Raw genomic sequence first — 18322 nt, forward strand, 5'->3', positions numbered from 1 at the left:
GGGTCAGTTGGCCCACGGCGGAGTGATGCGGGTGCCGTCGGCCAGTTCCGCCTCCAGGCCGATGGAGGTGGTGACCCAGGTGAGGGCGGTGTGATCGGTGGGGTTCTCGACGGCGAAGGTCGCGCCGGGGTTGACGATCACCGTGTCGCCCGCGGTGATCCGGTGGGTGGTGTCGTCGAGAGTGATCAGGAGTTCGCCGATGAGCAGGTGGAAGATCTCCTCGCGGCTGACGGTGTGAGACGGCGCCTTCGTCCCCGCGGGGATCTCGCCGCGCCAGGCGCAGAGCTCCTTGGCGCCGCTGAGAGGAGTGGCGTACGAGACGAACCGGGCGCCGTGGATCTCGTGGGTGACGGCATCGGACGAGCGGACTACGGGCATGCGGGACCTCCGGATCGGTAGATGGTCAAGCAGGTTGACTATGTATGTCTATGGTCAAGCTGCTTGACCAATTCGTCAAGGGTTTGGAGCTGCTGCCGCTGGGGTGCGTTCGTGCCTCGGTGATGGTGTCGGTTTCAGCGAGGAACTGGCGTTCCCTCATCGAATGCGTGACCTTCACGGGTGGTGCTCGTTTCCCATGGCGACGGGATCGTCGGGTGGGGCCGGGCGGGGGTGACAGGGTGGGTGAACTGAGGAGTCTCGCCGCGCCGTTCGTCGCGTCCGGTCCCGGTGGTGTGGCCGTCCGGACCCGCCTCAAGCAGCTGACGCCCGGCGATGAGGAGGTGTTGCGCCAGGTCGGCGGACATCTGGGGTCGTTGGCCTCGAAGGATCTCAAGGCGCGCTGCCGGGACGGCCTGGAGCATTCCGGTCAGGCGTGGGCGGTGCGCAAGCGGGAGTTGACGCCGCTCGCTTCGTCGCGGTGGGCGGGCAGTATCACCAAGGCCTCGCACGACCAGTGGGCGCTGGCCCGGCGTGGGCAGTCGGCGCACATCCAGAACCTGGAAGCGGGCATTCGCACGATCGAGGACCGGCTGTCCCAGCCGATCGGCCACAAGGGGCCCAATGGGGCGCCGGGGGGTTACCGGTCGCGGCGGGAGTGGCATGCGAAGTCCCGGCGGCTGCGGGTGCTTCAGGACCGGCTGGCTGCCGCGCGGGCCGACCGCGAGGCCGGCATCGTGCACGTCGTGCGGGGTGGCAAGCGTCTGGCCCGCACCCGGCACCACCTGGAGGCGGCCGGGCTGACCGAGGGCGCATGGCGCGAGCGTTGGGAGGCGGAGCGCTGGTTCTGCCAGGCGGACGGGGAGTCCGGCAAGCGGTATGGCAACGAGACGATCCGGGTCAGCCCCGACGGTGAGGTGAGTATCAAGCTGCCCGCGCCGCTCACATATCTGGCGAACGCCCCGCACGGACGCTACGTCCTTGCCTGCCGGGTCGCGTTCGCGCACCGGGGAAGCGAGTGGGCCGACCGCGTCGCGACCGACCGGGCCATCGCCTACCGCGTTCACTACGACGTCGGCCGGGACCGCTGGTACCTGACTGCCTCCTGGCAGATCCCGCTCACCCCCGCTCTCCCGATTGAGGCCGCGCTTGCGCACGGTGTGATCGGTGTCGACATGAACGCCGATCATCTGGCCGCCTGGCGCCTCGATGTCCACGGCAACCCGACCGGTGCCCCGCGCCGCTTCTTCTACGATCTGACCGGCACCGCGTCACATCGTGACGCCCAGGTCCGCCACGCCCTGACCGGCTTGCTTTACTGGGCCCGCGCTTGCGGTCTGAAGGCGATCGCGGTGGAGGACCTGGACTTCGCCGCCGAGAAGACCCGGGAGAAGCACGGCCGCAAGAGGCGGTTCCGTCAGCTGATCTCCGGCATGCCCACCGGCAAGCTCCGCGCCCGGCTGGCGTCGATGGCCGACCAGACGGGCATCGTGGTCATCGCCGTCGACCCGGCCTACACCAGCCGTTGGGGTGCCCAGTACTGGCAGAAGCCTCTCACCACGAAGAACCGCAAGACCACTCGCCATGATGCTGCTGCCGTGGCGATCGGAAGGCGCGCCCAGGGGCACCCGGTCCGGCGACGGACGGCACCGCCCCCTGCTCACCGGAGTGATGAGCAGGGGCATCGGACCGTCCAGGCCGGACCGGGCGTCCCCGGGCGTGAGGGAACCCGCCCCCGCATCCCCGGACCACGGACACGATCCGCCGGCGCCGGACGCGGAGCGAACGCGGGCAACCAGAACGCCCAACACCGTCCGGGGCGTTCGGCTGAGCACGAGACCTGGCAACAGGACTCACTCCCGCTCAGCCCCTAGGAGCGGTGTTTCAATGCCTGAGTGCAGAACTCCGAAGCCCTCGCCCTGGCCGCCAACCTGCTCGCCGCCGCCGGCGACCTGACCCAGCGCATCAACGACGGGGTCGTGGCCCGGGGGTTCGAGGCGCGCCCCGCCTGGGGCTTCGCCTTCACGCGGCTCGCGCCGGACGGGGCCACGGTCACCGAGTTGGCCGGTCATCTCGGCGTGACCAAGCAGGCCGCGAGTCAGTTGGTCGACGAGATCGTGCGCAAGGGGTACGCCGAGCGGCGGCCGCATCCCGTGGACGCGCGGGCCCGGCTGGTCGTGCTGACGGAGCGGGGATGGTCCTGCACGCGCGCGGCGGAGGAGGCCGCGGCGGAGGCCGTGCGGTCGTGGATCGATGTACTCGGCGAGGGTGATGTGCGCGCGTTGTGCGACCGATTGGGGCGCATTGCTCCCAAGGGTCCTATCAGGCCCACCTGGTGACGGTTCATCAGTGGATGCATCCGGCGCGGTTAACACTGCAAGTTTTTACTGACGCGTAACTTCACAAGCGCACTACTCGTCCGTAACTTTCGAATTGAACAGCATCCTCGTGATCCGGGTCACAGGGCGTACAGCCATCGCAACTCCCTTGAGCCGCAAGGAGATCACTCGATGCTGCCCTGGAAACGACTGCTCAGACCCCTCGCCGCCCTGCTCCTGACCGCCGCGGTCGCCGTCGTCCCCGCTGCCGGAGCCGCCCAGGCGGCGACCGCCCCGACCAGCGGTTGGAACGACTACACCTGCAAGCCCTCCGCCGCGCACCCCCGCCCCGTCGTCCTCGTCCACGGCACCTTCGCCAACTCCGTGGACAACTGGCTGGCCCTCGCCCCTTACCTGGAGAACCGCGACTACTGCGTCTTCTCCTTCGACTACGGCCAACTCTCCGGAGTACCCCTCTTCTACGGCCTCGGCCCCATCGACAGGTCGGCGGAGCAGCTGAAGACCTTCGTCGACAAGGTGCTCGACGCCACCGGAGCCCCCGAGACCGACCTCGTCGGTCACTCGCAGGGCGGCCTGATGCCTCGCTACTACCTCAAGTTCCTCGGCGGAGCCGCCAAGGTGAACGCCCTCGTCGGCATCGCTCCCGACAACCACGGAACCACTCTGTCCGGCATCACCAACCTGCTGCCGTACTTCCCGGGCATCCAGGACCTGCTCACCACCAACACCCCGGCCCTCGCCGACCAGGTCGTCGGCTCGCCCTTCCTCGCCAGACTCAACGAAGGGGGCGACACCGTCCCCGGCGTCAAGTACACCGTCCTCGCCACCAAGTACGACGAGGTCGTCACCCCGTACCGGAGCCAGTTCCTCAGCGGATCCGGCGTCCACAACGTCCTGCTGCAGGACCTGTGCGCGCTCGATCTCTCCGAGCACGTGGCCATCGGGCTGTTCGACCGGATCGCCTTCCACGAGGTGGCCAACGCCCTCGACCCCACCCACGCCACCCCCACCACCTGCGCGTCGGCGTTCAGTTGACCGACGCCGGGGCCTGTCCGGCCTGAGCCGCCGGTCAGGCCCCGGAGATCGTTCGGTCAACGGCCCTGCCGTCCACCGCCGTTCACCGCGCGCCGCCGCACCGAACCGAACAGGATCGCCGCGCCGGCCGCGAGCGTGGCAGCACCGCCCATCGCGAGATACGACGTGCTGCCGTCCCCGCCCGTCTCGGCGAGGTTCTGTGAAGTGCCCGCCGCCTTCACGTCGTTGGCCGGAGCGCTCGGCGTCCCGGCCACCGGCTCCGCCGACGTACTGGCGTCGTTGTCACCGTGCCCTTCGTGCTCCACCGTCGACTTGTCGCTGCCGTCCTCGATCTGCTCCTCGGAGGGAGCGGAGGCGCTCGGGACCGGGCTCGGACTGCTCGCCGTACCACCCGGGTCGCCGCCGAACGTCACGTCCGAGCAGGAGTAGAACGCCTCCGGGCTGTCCGAGCGCTGCCAGATCGCATAGAGAAGCTGTCTCCCGGAGCGCTCCGGGAGCGTGCCGGAGAACGTGTAGAAGCCGCCCGAGGCGACCGGGTCGGTGGCCGTCGCGACCGGGTCCGACAGGTCCAGATCGTCCCAGCCCAGCGGCTGCGCCGGGTCGTAGACTGGCTTGGTGAGGTACACCTTGAAGGTGCCCTTGTGCGGAGCGGTCACGCGGTACTTGAAGGTGTACGACCCGCTGCTCACGTTCGTCGCCGGCCAGTCCGCGCGGGCCAGGTCGAGCCCCTTGAACTCGTCGTTGTTCGCGCTGCACAGCCTGCCGTCCGGGATCAGTTCCTGGTGCCGTCCGTTCGCGTCGCCGATGCGGACGCCGTTCCAGTCGTAGAGCGCCTGCGTGCCGCCCGCCGCGACCGCCGCCCTGCACGCGTCGGACTTCGGGCTCTCGGGGCCCTCCGCGTAGCACTGCGAGATCCGGCTGACCGGGTCGCCCATCGAGCCGTGCGCGGACGCGGGCCCGGTGGCCAGCGTGGTCAGGGCGAGCGGGGCCAGGCCGACGGCGACGACGGCTGCGGCCTTGCGGCGTGCGGGCATGGGGGATCTCCTCGGAACCGGTACTGATGGGTGCCGGATCAAAGAAACCGTGAAATCCCCAGCTTGTGACGGTCGGTGGCGATCTTTATGGCCCTCTTAAGGGAGTGCTGAGGCGCAGATCAGGTGGATAGCGTGCGCGCATGACGAACGAGGAGATCCGACCCGCCGTCGCGGCCGACGTACCGACCGTGAAAGCCCTGACCGACGCCGCGTACGAGCACTACATCGAGCGCATCGGACGCGTACCGCAGCCCATGGAGCGGGACCACGCGGCGAACGTGGCCGCGGGGCAGGTGTTCGTCACCGGTGACCCGGTGGTCGGGCTCGTGGTGGTCGAGGAGCACCCCGACCACCTCTACCTCGACAACATCGCCGTCCGCCCCGACGCCCAGGGGCAGGGCGTGGGAGGGCGGCTGCTGCGGTTCGTCGAGGCACACGCGCGTGCGCTGGGCCTGCCAGAGGTCAGACTCTGCACGAACGCGATGATGTGGGAGAACCAGGAGATCTATCCGAAGTTCGGTTATGAGGTCGTGGAACGGCGAGTGGACGGGCCCTACGACCGCGTCCACTACCGAAAGCGACTGGTCTGATACGGGGCACGCCTGCCGCCGTCAGCCGTCGGGCCACCAGGTCCGCGCGATGTCCTTGCGGACCTCGGGTCGTCCCGCGGGGCGCTCGTCGGCCTCCTCGGGGAGTCGCCGGGCGTCCGTCCTCTTCAGGGGCTTCTGCACGGTGGTACGGCGCATGGCTGCCTCCTTCAGTGCCTACCGAGTTCCGCGTTCTCACGGAGGTAGACCCTTTTGGGGAGAGTTCCTCATCGGTTGCCGGTCTGTCAGTGGCGGCTGTCACGATTCGAGTGTCAGTGGCGGGTGTCACTCTTGGGCGCATGACGGAGAACAGTGACGGCAGGGGTGGCGCGGCGGACGTGGACTGGGACGCCGAAGCGGGTTCCTTCGACGAGGAGCCGGATCACGGGTTGCGGGACCCCGGGGTAAGGGGCGCTTGGGCCGAGCGGCTGCGGGGGTGGCTGCCGGGAGGGGCGTCCGACGTCCTCGATCTCGGGTGCGGGACCGGCAGCCTGTCACTCCTCGCGGCCGAGCAGGGGCACCGGGTGACCGGGGTGGATCTTTCGCCGGCCATGGTGGAGCTGGCGCGCGCCAAGCTCGCCGGGCGTGACGCGGTGTTCTTTGTCGGTGACGCCGCGCATCCTCCGGTGGGGGAGCAGCGGTTCGATGTGGTCCTCGGCCGGCATGTGCTGTGGGCGTTGCCGGATCCGGGACGGGTGCTGCGGCACTGGTGGGGGTTGTTGCGGCCGGGTGGGCGGCTGGTGCTGGTGGAGGGAGTGTGGGGGAAGGTCGGGATTCCGGCCGAGGTGGTGAGCGGGTTGGCGGAGCCGCTCGCTGGGCGGGTGCTCGTGGAGCGGTTGTCGGGGGACTCCCTGCTGTGGGGGAAGGACGTGGACGACGAGCGGTACGCGGTGGTGGTGAGGGGCGACTAAAGGGGTGGGAAGGGGGTTGGAGTGTCGGCTGCGGCGTGGGGGTGGGCCATGGCCTCCAAGTCGTCCAGGGCTGCCAGTGCCGCCGACGCCGCCTCCGGGTCCCTCTCCCTCAGACCGCTCTCCTCGAACTCGTCCTCGTCCAGGCGCAGTACGTCCGTGCCGTCGGCCGAGACCCACAGGTCAAGGTCCAGGTCCTCCACGACCAACTCGGCGCCGTTCAGTGCCGCCGGGCGGGTGATGTCGCAGTACCAGCCCTTCAGGGTGCCGTCCGAGGAGCTGACCTCCTTGACGGCGTACCAGCGGTCCCGCCAGTAGTGCTCGGTGAAGACGTCGCCCCGCTCGAAGCGGACGAAGCCGAAGTCGCGGACGCCCTCGCCCGCCCAGGGGGCCCGGACGGTGATGCGGGTGCCGTCGTCGGCGAGGAGCTCCGCCTCGTAACGGATCTTCGTGCGGCCCGCCTTGAGCAGGACGACGTCCACACGCTGAACGGACTCAGGTGAGTTCGCGGACATGACGTACCTCCGTGGCGCAGATCTCGTATCCGAACCACTTGTTGATCGCGAGCATGGGTTCGTTGCCGGCGTCGTTGCCGGTGAGGGCCTCCGTGCAGCCGGCGGCGCGGGCGCGGTGCAGGGAGGTGTTCTTGGCGAGCTTGGCGAGGCCCCGGCCGCGGAAGGCGCGGGCGGTTCCCGTCATGGCGGTGGCATAACGGCCGGCGCCGTCGGTGTGGGCGACGCTGAAGGCGGCGGGGCGGCCGTCGACCAGGGCGATCGTGGTCAGGGCATGGTCGAGGAGCGGGTGTTTCCAGTTCTCCTCGAGCCACACGTCGTAGTCCGTGAACTCGGTGTCCACATCGCTCGGTTCGTCCCCCACCGTCTCAGCGTCCAGCTCGAAGACGGGGCGCGGGTCGTCGGCGAAGTCGGCGGCGGTGCGCAGTTCGACGCCCGGGGGAGGAGGCTGCAGCGGGGGCAGTGTGCCGTTCGTCAGGTCCAGGCGCAGGAAGTGCGCCGGGCGGCTGGCCTGGTAGCCGTGCCGCTCGGCGAACATGCGGTTCTGCGGCTCGTCCAGCACCCAGGCATACAGCCTGGTCGCGCCGTGTGCCGCCAGATGCTCCTCGGCGACGCGGACGAGGAGGGCGCCGGCGCCGCGCCGGGTGCGGTCCGGGCGCACGTTGATGTTGAGGTAGCCGTGGCCGGGCTCCGGGCTGTCGTGGGCGAGGCCGAGCTGGGCGGTGCCGATCACCTCGCCGTCCTCCTCCGCGACGAGGGAGCGGTAGTGGGCGTCCGGGTGGGTGTGGGTCGTACGGTGAATGACGCCGGCCGGGGTCCACAGCACGTGGGGAAGGGCCAGATGGCGGGCGTGCGTGAAGTTCTCGACGTCGGCCGGGTCCTGGAGGCGCAGATCGCGCACGATCACGGTCATGGAGGCGCACGTTACGTGGGGGCGTCGCACGAGTGCCTCTCATTTTCCGGCGGGTACGGGACAATCGGCTCGTGACCTTGAAGATCCACATCGACGACAGTGCGCCGCCGTACGAGCAGGTGCGGGTGCAGATCTCCGAGCAGGCGCGGGCGGGGGTGCTGCCGGTGGGGTACCGGCTGCCGACCGTGCGCGGGCTCGCCCAGTCGCTCGGGCTCGCCGCGAACACCGTCGCCAAGGCGTATCGGGCGCTGGAGAGCGACGGGGTGATCGAGACACGGGGGCGCAACGGCACCTTCGTGGCCGCCGCCGGCTCGGCAGCCGAACGGGAACTGGCGTCGGCCGCCCAGGCGTACGTCGAGCGGGCCCGGCGACTGGGGCTGACGGAGAGCGACGCGTTGGCGGCCGTACGGGACGCGCTGCGGGCGGCCTACGGGGAGGCCTGAGAGGGGGAGGACTGAGACGGGGAGGCCTGCGACAGAGAGGCGAACAGCTGCGCGTTGCGGACGGCGGCCCCGTTCGGGTCGTTGTTGAAGTACGCGTACACGTCCTCGTTCCCGGCCCAGGTCCTCTCGATCCGCTCGGCCCAGGTCTCCAACGACCGTCTGCCGTAGTGCGGCCACGCCCGCGCCCGGCCCTCGTGGAAGCGGACGTATCCCCAGTCGGCCGTGCGCCAGAGCGGGGTCACCGGGCGGGCCCGGACGTCGGCCCAGCACAGGGCCGCGCCGCGGGACTCCAGGACCTTTCGGGTCTCCGGTGTCCACCAGGATTCGTGGCGGGGTTCCACCGCGACCCGGGTCGACGACGGGAAACAGGCCAGGCAGGCGTCCAGCAGCCGCGGGTCGGTCCGCAGGGTCGGGGGGAGCTGGAGAAGCACCGGGCCCAGCCGCGGGCCCAGCCCCTCCGCATGGCTCATCAGGCGGTGCACCGGCTCGTCGGGGTCCTTCAGCCGCTTGATGTGGGTCAGGTACCGGCTCGCCTTCACCGCCACCACGAAGTCCCCGGGCACCCGCTCCCGCCACGCCTCGAAGGTCTCCCGGGTCGGCAGCCGGTAGAACGCGTTGTTGATCTCGACCGTCGGGAAGTGCTCCGTGTACCGCTCCAGCCAGAGCCGCACGGGGACGCCTTCGGGGTAGAGGACGCCCCGCCAGTCCTTGTACTGCCACCCCGACGTGCCGACGAACAGGGTCATGCATCCATCAAAGCACTACAGGTACAGCCCCGCGTCCGCCCCCGGCCGCGGCTCCGGCACCGCCGTCGGTGACGTCCCCCGGCGCAGCGCGTACAGCTCCGCCAGGGTCGCTCCCTCACGGCCCACGCCCTCCTCGGTGCCGAGCCAGCCCACCGCCTCCCGGCGGGTCAGCGGCCCCACCTCGATCCGGGCAAGACAGCGGCCGGGCCGGACCACGGCGGGGTGCAGGCGCTCCAGGTCCTCGTTGGTCGTCACGCCCACCAGGACATTGCGGCCCTGGCCCAGCAGGCCGTCGGTGAGATTCAGCAGACGGGACAGGGCCTGGCCCGCCGTGTGCTTCGCCTCGCCGCGGATCAGCTCGTCGCAGTCCTCCAGGAGCAGGAGCCGCCAGCGGCCCTTGCCCGTCGAGTCCTCCTCGCCGATCGCGATGTCCATCAGGTAGCCGACGTCGCTGAACAGCCGCTCCGGGTCCAGGACGCAGTCCACCTGGCACCAGTCCCGCCAGGAGCGGGCCAGCGTGCGCAGGGCGGAGGTCTTGCCGGTGCCGGGCGGGCCGTGGAGCAGGAGCAGACGGCCCGCGATGTCCTCCGGGGTCGTCTTCATCAGGGTGTCCATCGCGTCCGCGACCGGTGCCGTGTAGTTGTCCCGGACCTCGTCCCAGGTGCCCGCGGAGATCTGCCGGGTCGTGCGATGCGGGCCGCGCCTGGGGGAGACGTACCAGAAGCCCATCGTCACGTTCTCCGGCTGGGGCTGGGGCTCGTCCGCCGCGCCGTCGGTGGCCTGGTCGAGGATCCTCTTTGCCAGCTCGGCGTCGGTGGCGGTGACGGTGACGTCTGCGCCGCGGTTCCAGCGGGAGACCAGCAGGGTCCAGCCGTCCCCCTCGGCGAGCGTCGCGCTGCGGTCGTCGTCGCGGGCGACGCGCAGCACCCGGGCACCCGCCGGCAGGAGCGTGGCCCCGGTGCGGACCCGGTCGATGTTGGCCGCGTGGGAGTACGGCTGCTCGCCCGTCGCGAAGCGGCCGAGGAACAGCGCGTCGACGACGTCGGACGGTGAGTCGCTGTCGTCGACGTTGAGCCGGATCGGCAGAGCGTCGTGTGGGTTCGCAGACATGCCGCCCATGATCCGGCACCGGACCCCCACCCGCACCCGGTTTCCGTGCCGCGCCGGTTGTGTCGCGGCCGTCCCGCGTTTCCGCTCCGTCCTCCACCCCCTGTTACGTAGCTGTGCATCTCCGACATCTGCCCGCACCGGCGTGTTCGCGGATACCGTTGCCCTCAATGGGACGTCATGGGTGGAATTCGGGGGCACTGCGGTGGCGGCTCACCGCTCTGCTCGGTGTGGGCGCGGTGGCTCTGGCGCTGGTGGTGACACTCCTCAACACGCTTCCGGGCAGCGGCGCGGGCACCGACGGCACCTCGCGCAACGGCGACAAGGTGCACGGCACTCCGACGACCACGCCGGACGCGGAGACCCCGGAGGTGGGCTGGGGGTTCACCCACGCCCAGTTCAGCGCCGACGAGGGCAGCTCCGCCGCCACCGAGCGCGTCGAGGGACTGCTGGCCGACGCCGGCGGAGTCCCGCAGAACCAGCACATCATGGGCTGGGGCGCCGACAACCCCGAGCCGGTCAAGGGGCGTTACGACTTCGAGGACCTGGACCGGCGCATCGACTTCATCCGCGCCTCCGGCTCCACACCGATCGTGACCCTGTGCTGCGCTCCGGACTGGATGAAGGGCGGCGAGGCGGGCGTCGGCAACACCGACTGGAGCAAGGCGGCACTGGAGACCGCGCCGGATCCCGCGCACTTCAAGGACTACGCCGCGCTCGCCGCGACCGTCGCCAAGCGCTACCCGGACGTACGTCACTTCATCGTCTGGAACGAGTTCAAGGGCTTCTGGAACGACACGAAGGCCCGCTGGGACTACGAGGGGTACACCCGGCTCTACAACCTGGTCTACAAGGCGCTGAAGAAGGTCGACCCCAAGATCATGGTGGGCGGACCGTATCTGGTCATGGACAGCGTCGACCCGCGCTCCGAGGACGCCTCCGCCACCCTCAAGGGCGCCTGGGGAGCGATGGACCAGCGGATCCTCGACGCCTTCGACTACTGGAACAGGAACAAGGCCGGCGCCGACTTCGTGGTCGTGGACGGCTCCAGCTACACCAACGACGACGAGCTGCTGCCGAACGAGTTCGCGGCCACCGACAAGTTCACCGCGGTGAGCCGGTGGGTGCGGCAGCAGACCGGGAACCTGCCGCTGTGGTGGGCCGAGTACTACGTCGAGCCCGCCGACAGCCGGGACGAGCGCGAGGGCTGGTCCGAGAACCGCCGGGCCGCGGTGCAGGCCGCCGGAATGATCGCGCTGGCCAAGGGCGGCACCACGTCCGCCCTCTACTGGAACCCGGAGAACGAGAAGGGCACGGACTGCGCGGGCTGTCTCTGGACACCGACCAGCGGCAGCGGCGGCGGTCGAAAGCTGCCGATGTTCGACCTCGTCGACCGGTTCGGCAAGGCCTTCCCGCCGGGGAGCGCCTACGAGAACGTCTCCGTCGCCGCCGACGACGTGCCCAACGTCCGGGTCCTGGCCACCGACAGGACGGTGCTGGTGGTCAACACCCTGAACCGGAAGATCAGCGCACAGATCGACGGGAAGCGGTTCGACATGCAGGCCTACGAGGTCAAGTGGCTCACCCGCTGAGCCACTTGACCTCCGAAGGACCTCCGAAGGGCGTCACTTCATCGTCAGGAACCGCTGCACCAGCGCCGCCAGGAACACCGCGAGCAGCGGCAGCGAGAACCAGAAGCTGCTCTGCAGCCACCGCAGCTGCCGCACCCCCGGCCGCACCGCGACCCGCACCACCTCACGCGCCGAGAGCAGCAGGATCAGCGCCAGCGCCGCCAGCGCCCCCACCACCGACCAGGGCGTCCACGTCACCTGCGGCCCGATCGGCCCGGGATCGGCCTTCGCGACCTTCCCCGCGGGCTGGTCCCGCAGGGCGTACATGGTCACGTCGTCGTTGGTGAGGACCCGCCTGAGCTCCTTGCGGCTGTCGAGGTTGTCGAGCAGCCTCGGCTCCCACGTCCTCGAATAGCCCACGTCCAGACGCAGATACGTGACCTGGCTGACGTTGACCATCAGATACGAGTTCGGGCCCGCGTCCTTCAGCGACTTCACCAGCCCGGACACCAGCACCGGGTCGGTCGGCGCCGGCGTCGGCACGTAGGACACCTTCTCCATGTCCTTCGTGCCCCACGGCATCGCCGGCGTCACGTTGTTCAGCGTGTCGTTGGACAGCCACAGCACCCGGACCGTCGGATCGTCGTGCGCGTAGACGTAGTCCATGGCGGCGACCTCGCCGGGCTGGATCCGCTCGAACGGCTCGTTGCCCCAACGGGCGACCAGGAAGCCGCCGACGAGCAGCAGACCCGCCATCAGCGCGGCCACCGGGGCGAGGCTGACCCGGTCCCTCTCGCGTTCCTTCGCGGTGACGCCGGTGCGCGGGAAGAGCGCCAGCGCGGCGAGCAGTCCGGCACCCGGCAGGGCGAACATGAACACCCGCAGGGCCATCTCGCCGCCGTACGACTGCATGCCGAAGCCGAGGAACGGCACGAAGGTGAGGACGAGCAGCACGGCTTCCCGGTACTTGTGGTCGCGCCGCCGCCACCAGCCATAACAGGCCAGGGCCATGACCCCGCCCGCCAGCAGCACGCGGACGTACAGGACCAGCTTGTGGGTCGAACTGCCGCCCTCGATACGGCCGGAGACCGACGAGGATACGTTGCCGCCGACGCCGCCGACCCCGCCGAACAGGTCGTCGAAGTGACCCGACCAGTACGGCTCGGCCATCCAGCCGATCCAGGCGGCCACCATGACGGCGAACAGGACGGGCAGACCGCGCAGTTCGCTGCGGCCGCACAGGACGAGCGCTGCCAGCACGCCGAGCATCACGAACGGGGTGAGCTGGTGGGCGGGCACGCTCGCCGCGAACAGACCGATCAACACCGCGAGCAGGACGGCCCGTTGGCGGCGGTTCGTGGGTTCGACCTCGGCCTCGCCGGGCCGCCGCTTCGTCCAGATCACGCGCGGGGCGCGGAACCAGACGAGCAGGACCGCCACGAACACCAGATACAGCAGATAGGTGAAGCCCTGCGGGGAGAAGTAGTCCTGGCCGACCCAGCCGCTGAGCACGAAGATCCAGATGCCGGTCCACTTGGCCCGCCAGCTCGCCCGCATGTGCCGTACGAGCAGGAACATCGGTACCAGGTAGAGCAGTTGGATCGCCGTCGGCCACCAGCGGATGACCTCGGTGAAGTCCGTGACCCCGCAGGCCCGCGCGACGAACGCGGCCGCCGCGAAGAAGCCCGGCCAGCTCCAGCGGGCGTCCAGGTCGGGCACCGCGGAGCCGGTCCGGTCGATGTAGTCGATGAACCCGAGGTGCTGCCAGGCCGTCGCGAACCGCGGCTCGGCCTCGATCACCGCCGGCAGCGCGTGCAGCGAGAACACGGTCGCCACCAGCGTGACCAGCAGCAGCGCCTTGTGTTCACGGCCCAGCCAGAGCAGCGAGGCGAAGACCACGACCAGAAGCGCCGCGCCGACCAGCGTGGGCATCGGCAGGATCGAGATCAGCCCGAGGCCGCCCATGCGGTCCAGGTCGGCCTCGCCCAGGCCGAGGGCCGGCACCCAGTACAGGAGCAGCGCGACGGCCAGCAGACAGCCGAGGAACACACCGAGCCAGGTGGGCTGCAGCCGCTCCCGCCAGGACAGGGGCCCCGGCGGCTCCGCGGGCTGTGTCGCCTCCTCCGGTACGGCGGACTCTTCCGGTACGTCGACCTCCTTGCCCGCGTCGAACGCCACCTCGAACGGCGCGTCCACCTCCGCCGCCTCGGACGGGCCGAGGGAGGAGTCGGAGCCCGGCTCACGCTCCTGGACCGGCAGCCCCAGATCGGACGGCTTCTGCAGTGCCCACGTCGGCCGGTCGCGCGTCACACCCGGCACGGGCGTGCCCGTGGGCGGGGTGCCGGGACCCGGGCGTACGTCGGGACGGCGTTCCTGGTGGTCGAAGTCGACGTGGATGCCCAGCGCGAGGGTGTCCTGGTCCAGCGCCCAGCCGGGGCGGCGGATGCGGCCGGCGGCCGGTACCTCACGCGCCCCCAGGTCGGCGAGGTCGCCGTCGGGAGCCGCGCTCGCGGGGACCTCGGCGGCCGGTGCGTGGCGGATCGTCCGGTACAGCTTGGGCGCGGCGAGCGCGACGATCACCGCGAGCGAGGAGATCTCGGCGACGCCCGCTCCGGTCAGCCCCATGCGGGGCAGGAGCAGCAGGGTGAGGCCGAGCACCATGGCACACAACAGGCCCTGCAGCCAGGCGAGTCCGGAGGTGCGGCTCTGCGCCCGCAGCACCGCGAAGTACGTCTCCATGACGACCCGGAGCACCGCGCCGACGGCGAACCAGCGCAGCAGCGGGGTGGCCGCGTCCGCGTAGCCCGCTCCGAACACACCGAGGATCCAGGGCGCCCCGAAGAACAGGATGCCGGCCACCGGCAGCATGATCCGTGCCATCCGCTTCAGCGCGGCACGGGTGTTGGCGGCCAGCCGTGACGGGTCGTGCGAGCCCTCGACGGTCAGCGAGGCGCCCATGTTGATGGCGAGCAGGTTGCAGGTGCCGCCGATCGTCGTGGTGATGTAGAAGTACGCGTTGTCCTGGGAGCTGACCTGCGAGGCCACGATCACCGGGACCAGATACACCACGGCGAGCGAGAACAGCGAGCCGGTGTAGTCGCCCGCGAGGAAACGCCCGATCTCCCTGAGGGAGGGCGGCTTCGCGTGGTCCTCGGTGGCCTTCACATGGCGCGGCGCCAGACGCCGGAACACCATCCAGCCCAGCGGCAGCACCGAGACGGCGATCGCCGCGACCCACGACACGAAGACACCGGCCGTCGGGATCGCCACCGCGAACGCGACCAGGAGTCCCAGCTTCACCGCGGAGAACACGGTGTTGCCGACCGGCACCCACAGCGCGCTGCGCAGCCCGGTCAGCACGCCGTCCTGGAGGGTGAGCACGTTCCAGGCGATGACGGCGGCGATGAAGCCGAGGCCGTTCGCCGTGCCGTGCAGGAAGCGGTACGACGGCCCCCACATGTCCAGGGTGAGCAGGAAGACGGCCGCGGCGACCGCCACGATCACCGAACTGCCCGCGTAGGTACGGGCGATGAGGCGCCCGGTGGCCCGGCCCGCGACCGGTATGAAGCGGGCCAGCGCCCCGGTCAGGGTCACCGCGGTCAGTCCCGCGAGGAGTTTCATCGCGGCGATCGCGGCGGAGCCCTGGCCGACCGCCGACTCGGAGTAGTAGCGGGCGGCCGCCAGCCAGAAGCCGAGGCCCAGCACGGCGGAGATGCCGGTGTTGAGCATCAGGGCGTAGGCGTTGCGGAACAGCTGGTTGCCGCCCGCGGCGCCGCTGCCGAGGCCGGGCAGCCGAAGACGGCGCCCCGACTGCTCGGGCGCCTTCGCCGCGGTCGACTCGGGCTCGGTCGTGGTCGTCGTGTCAGACACGGGAACGGGAGACCTTCCGGCGGACCTGTCGTGCTCTTCGGACCAACGCGTACCCCTTGGTGAGGGCACGGTCCCTGGCGAAGTCCCGGGCGATCGCACGGCCCTGGACGAGCCGCTCGAACTCCTCGGCCGTGGTGCCGCGGCGCACGGTGAGACGGGTGAGCGCATAAGGCCCCTGGCTCCGGCGCGCCAGGCCGTTGTTCACGGCGAGCGCCTGGCCGTACCCCGTCTCGCGTACCGCCTCGCGCACCCGGCGGCTGGAGTAGCCGTACGGGTAGGCGAGCGAGGCGGGCGCGGTGCCGAGTTCGTCGGTGACGATCTCCCTGGAGTGGATCAGCTCGTGGCGCAGCGCGCTGTCGTCGAGCTGGTCGAGCTGCGGGTGCGTGTGGGTGTGGCCGCCGATCTCGACGCCCGCCGCGGCGAGTTCGCGGACCTGGTCCCAGTCCAGCATGGTGTCCAGGCCGCCGCCGGTGTCGTACGCACCCCGGATCCAGCCGGTGGAGACGAACACCGTGGCCGTGAAGCCGTGCTTGGCGAGCACGGGCAGGGCGTGGCGGTGGACGCCTTCGTAGCCGTCGTCGAAGGTGATCAGGACGGGCCGCTCGGGCAGTGGCCGGCCGTCGCGCCAACGGGCCGCGAGATCCGCCGTCCCGACCGGGGTGAGGCTCAACTCGCCGATGATCTCCATCTGTCGGGCGAAGCCCTCCGGGGAGACCGACAGCACGCGGGTGGCGTCGTTCGGGTCGGTGGCGACCGCGTGGTACATGAGGATCGGTACGGGCGGCTCAGCCATCTCTCTCCCCCTGAAGCTCCTCCTGTATCTCCGCGACCGTGAACGTGGCACCGCCCCGCCGCGCCCGGACGGTGCCGACCACGTACCCGCCGGCCGCCGTGAGCACCCCGGCGACGATCGCGCCCGCCCGCCCCGCGCCACCCGGCCGGGACAGCGCTGCGTCCCGCAGCCCGCGCACCACCCCGGCCGGCAGCACCCGGGTGGCGTACCGGCGCTCGGACTCAAGTCCCTTGTCAGCGCCGACACTTCGGGCCACGAGCGCCTTCGACAGACCCTCCGCGTACGCGCGCGTGCGGAAGTACCCGAAGTGCTCGCGCGCCTCGGGCACCCGGTGGTGAATCACCGCCCGGTCGTCGATCAGCAGGACCGCGTCCGGTCTGGCCCGGCTCAGCCGGATGCACAGCTCCGTCTCCTCGCAGCCCAGCGGGCGTTTGTCGCCGTCCCGTCCGATGCCGGTGGCGAAGCCGCCCGCGGCGTCGAAGGCGCTGCGGCGGAAGGAGGCGTTGCCGCCCAGGACGTTGCGCACCCGGACCAGGCCGGACGGGATGCCCTTGTAGGTGCAGCCGACGACCCAGTCGAACTCCTCGGGGAACCAGGCGGGCCGGCGCCCCGACGCCCAGATCGGCATCGTACGGCCGCCGACGGCCATGACCCGCGGGTCCGCGTACCCGGAGGCGAAGTGGCGCAGCCAGTCCCGCTCGGCGACGGCGTCGTCGTCCAGGAAGGCGATCACCTCGCCGCGCGCTGCGGCGATTCCCGTGTTGCGGCCCGCGGACAGGCCGCGGGGGCCCGCGTTGGCGAACACGCGGACCTCCTCAACTTCCTTGTATTCCTTGGTCAGTCGGTCCAGAAGGACCGGATTGTGGTCGACGACCAGCAGTGTCTCCAGGGCCGGGTACGACTGCGTACGCACCGAGGCGACCGCCGCGAGGATGTCCTCCCAGCGGTCCTCGGTGTACACGCAGATCACGACGGAGATGTCGGGATCGCTCAAGACACCTCTCCCCGGCGCGAGTCGAGCATCGGCGAGTGATGGGCGCGGCGGCGCAGCGCACGCCGGTTCGACCGCTCCCCGAGGATCACCTTGAGCACCCGGAACCCGTCCCGGACGGCCCGCAGATTGCTCGCGCCGTGGATGCGGAGGTACTCGTAGCTCGGGATCTCCTGCACCTTGAGCCCCGCCTTGACCACCCGGATGTTCATCAGGGTCTCCACCTCGAAGCCCGTGCAGTCGAGGTCGATCTTGTCGAGGCAGTGCCGCCAGAAGGCGTTGTACCCGTAGCAGAGATCCGTGTAGCGGGCGCCGAACTTGCGGTTGACGATGGTGCACAGCGCCCAGTTGCCGAGTTTGCGGATGAAGGTCATGTCGTCGGTGCCGCCGCCGTTGGCGAAGCGGGACCCCTTGGCGAAGTCCGCGCCCGAGACCAGGGCGGACACATAGGAGACGATCTCGTTGCCGTCGGCCGAGCCGTCCGCGTCGATCATGACGACGATGTCACCGGTGCAGGCGTCGAACCCGGTGATCAGGGCGTCCCCCTTGCCCTTGCCGTGCTGCTTCACGACCTTCACCTCGGGCCACAGTCCGCGGGCCACCTCGACGGTGTCGTCCGTGGAGTTGCCGTCCACCAGAACCACTTCGTGGATCCAGTCGGGCAGGGTCTTGAAGACGTACGGAAGGTTCTCCGCCTCGTTCATGGCGGGTATGACGACACTCACCGGTGGCGTGATGGCCAGGTGAGTGGAGATGGGCCGGTACTGGCTGGCTGTCGGCACATCCTGGCCCGCAGTCGCCGGGCGCAGAACTGAACTCATGAGTCTGGTTCCCTCTCGTCCGGTGGACCGCCCGCCCCTGGGCGGTCCGGCTTGTTGCTCCGGTTCGAAAGGGGGGTTCTCACTCACGGCATGCCGGAAGGAATCTCCGTACCTGCCGGGTGAGCTGGCAAAGCTGGCCGACCGCCGTCGTGCTGTGCTTGTTCAGAGAAACGACAGCCGGTCGCGCGGCACGACTCGGTCACCGGTGCGGTCACCGAGCACGGCACCCCCCTACCGCGCCCCGCGCCCCCGTCGCGGTCCTTGAGCCCTCCCCTAG

The 18322-nt window shown here is 70.4% G+C and carries 17 protein-coding genes and 1 pseudogene; 7 read left to right on the forward strand and 11 right to left on the reverse strand.

From position 1 onward, the window contains the following. Positions 1-3: 3 nt before the first annotated feature. The gene (locus tag BFN33_RS18610) at positions 4-378 is read right to left on the reverse strand and encodes a cupin domain-containing protein (RefSeq protein WP_069761211.1); all 375 of its coding nucleotides are present in this window, start codon (positions 376-378) and stop codon (positions 4-6) included. Between the two features lie 239 nt (positions 379-617). On the opposite strand from BFN33_RS18610, the pseudogene BFN33_RS18615 reads away from it, so the two are divergent. From BFN33_RS18615 to BFN33_RS18625, 3 genes and pseudogenes are all read left to right on the forward strand, one after another. Then, a pseudogene (locus BFN33_RS18615) lies at positions 618-2249 on the forward strand (IS200/IS605 family accessory protein TnpB-related protein). A gap of 21 nt (positions 2250-2270) precedes the next feature. Further along, positions 2271-2714, forward strand: coding sequence for a MarR family winged helix-turn-helix transcriptional regulator (locus tag BFN33_RS18620; protein WP_069761213.1), 444 nt, complete (start codon positions 2271-2273; stop codon positions 2712-2714). 171 nt (positions 2715-2885) lie between these two features. Then, complete coding sequence (locus BFN33_RS18625; protein WP_069761214.1) at positions 2886-3749, forward strand: triacylglycerol lipase; 864 nt, start codon at positions 2886-2888, stop codon at positions 3747-3749. Positions 3750-3805: 56 nt separating this feature from the next. Here BFN33_RS18625 and BFN33_RS18630 read toward each other — a convergent pair whose 3' ends face one another. Continuing rightward, the gene (locus BFN33_RS18630) at positions 3806-4783 is read right to left on the reverse strand and encodes a lytic polysaccharide monooxygenase (protein WP_069761215.1); all 978 of its coding nucleotides are present in this window, start codon (positions 4781-4783) and stop codon (positions 3806-3808) included. Between the two features lie 140 nt (positions 4784-4923). Here BFN33_RS18630 and BFN33_RS18635 point away from each other — a divergent pair, with 140 nt between their 5' ends. After that, entirely contained in the window at positions 4924-5373 is a 450-nt protein-coding gene (locus tag BFN33_RS18635) for a GNAT family N-acetyltransferase (protein WP_069761216.1), read from the forward strand. Between the two features lie 21 nt (positions 5374-5394). Here BFN33_RS18635 and BFN33_RS54355 read toward each other — a convergent pair whose 3' ends face one another. Beyond that, positions 5395-5529: a hypothetical protein gene (locus BFN33_RS54355; protein ID WP_020117828.1), complete on the reverse strand. Its 135-nt coding sequence runs from the start codon at positions 5527-5529 to the stop codon at positions 5395-5397. A gap of 140 nt (positions 5530-5669) precedes the next feature. Here BFN33_RS54355 and BFN33_RS18640 point away from each other — a divergent pair, with 140 nt between their 5' ends. Beyond that, positions 5670-6281, forward strand: a complete 612-nt coding sequence (locus BFN33_RS18640; protein WP_069761217.1) for a bifunctional 2-polyprenyl-6-hydroxyphenol methylase/3-demethylubiquinol 3-O-methyltransferase UbiG — start codon at positions 5670-5672, stop codon at positions 6279-6281. On the opposite strand, the gene BFN33_RS18645 is transcribed toward BFN33_RS18640, so the two are convergent. Both BFN33_RS18645 and BFN33_RS18650 read right to left on the reverse strand, forming a co-directional pair. Beyond that, positions 6278-6793 carry a DUF402 domain-containing protein gene (locus BFN33_RS18645; protein WP_069761218.1) on the reverse strand — a complete coding sequence of 172 codons (516 nt, stop codon included), beginning with the start codon at positions 6791-6793 and terminating at the stop codon, positions 6278-6280. The genes BFN33_RS18640 and BFN33_RS18645 overlap by 4 nt on opposite strands. Next, complete coding sequence (locus tag BFN33_RS18650) at positions 6774-7703, reverse strand: GNAT family N-acetyltransferase (RefSeq protein WP_069761219.1); 930 nt, start codon at positions 7701-7703, stop codon at positions 6774-6776. The genes BFN33_RS18645 and BFN33_RS18650 overlap by 20 nt, the downstream gene beginning before the upstream one ends. Positions 7704-7774: 71 nt before the next feature. Here BFN33_RS18650 and BFN33_RS18655 point away from each other — a divergent pair, with 71 nt between their 5' ends. After that, entirely contained in the window at positions 7775-8146 is a 372-nt protein-coding gene (locus BFN33_RS18655) for a GntR family transcriptional regulator (protein ID WP_069761220.1), read from the forward strand. On the opposite strand, the gene BFN33_RS18660 is transcribed toward BFN33_RS18655, so the two are convergent. Both BFN33_RS18660 and BFN33_RS18665 read right to left on the reverse strand, forming a co-directional pair. After that, the gene (locus BFN33_RS18660) at positions 8131-8892 is read right to left on the reverse strand and encodes a DUF72 domain-containing protein (RefSeq protein WP_069761221.1); all 762 of its coding nucleotides are present in this window, start codon (positions 8890-8892) and stop codon (positions 8131-8133) included. The two genes, BFN33_RS18655 and BFN33_RS18660, sit on opposite strands and share 16 nt — an antisense overlap. A 15-nt stretch (positions 8893-8907) precedes the next feature. Further along, complete coding sequence (locus BFN33_RS18665) at positions 8908-10002, reverse strand: DUF5925 domain-containing protein (RefSeq protein WP_069761860.1); 1095 nt, start codon at positions 10000-10002, stop codon at positions 8908-8910. A 167-nt stretch (positions 10003-10169) separates the two neighbouring features. Here BFN33_RS18665 and BFN33_RS18670 point away from each other — a divergent pair, with 167 nt between their 5' ends. Next, positions 10170-11591 (forward strand): xylan 1,4-beta-xylosidase, encoded by a 1422-nt coding sequence (locus tag BFN33_RS18670; protein ID WP_069761222.1) that lies wholly within the window; start codon positions 10170-10172, stop codon positions 11589-11591. A gap of 33 nt (positions 11592-11624) precedes the next feature. Here BFN33_RS18670 and BFN33_RS18675 read toward each other — a convergent pair whose 3' ends face one another. The 4 genes from BFN33_RS18675 to BFN33_RS18690 are packed head-to-tail and all read right to left on the reverse strand — an operon-like array spanning position 11625 to position 18045. Next, positions 11625-15440, reverse strand: coding sequence for a lipopolysaccharide biosynthesis protein (locus BFN33_RS18675; RefSeq protein WP_069761223.1), 3816 nt, complete (start codon positions 15438-15440; stop codon positions 11625-11627). Further along, on the reverse strand, positions 15433-16233 hold the full coding sequence (locus tag BFN33_RS18680) for a polysaccharide deacetylase family protein (RefSeq protein ID WP_069761224.1): 801 nt from the start codon (positions 16231-16233) through the stop codon (positions 15433-15435). The genes BFN33_RS18675 and BFN33_RS18680 overlap by 8 nt, the downstream gene beginning before the upstream one ends. Further along, the gene (locus BFN33_RS18685) at positions 16226-17227 is read right to left on the reverse strand and encodes a glycosyltransferase family 2 protein (protein ID WP_069761225.1); all 1002 of its coding nucleotides are present in this window, start codon (positions 17225-17227) and stop codon (positions 16226-16228) included. The genes BFN33_RS18680 and BFN33_RS18685 overlap by 8 nt, the downstream gene beginning before the upstream one ends. Continuing rightward, entirely contained in the window at positions 17224-18045 is an 822-nt protein-coding gene (locus BFN33_RS18690; RefSeq protein ID WP_069761226.1) for a glycosyltransferase family 2 protein, read from the reverse strand. Before BFN33_RS18690 ends, BFN33_RS18685 begins: the two co-directional genes overlap by 4 nt. Between the last annotated feature and the right edge of the window lie 277 nt (positions 18046-18322).

Source organism: Streptomyces sp. LUP47B (assembly GCF_001746295.1).
Classification (GTDB): domain Bacteria; phylum Actinomycetota; class Actinomycetes; order Streptomycetales; family Streptomycetaceae; genus Streptomyces.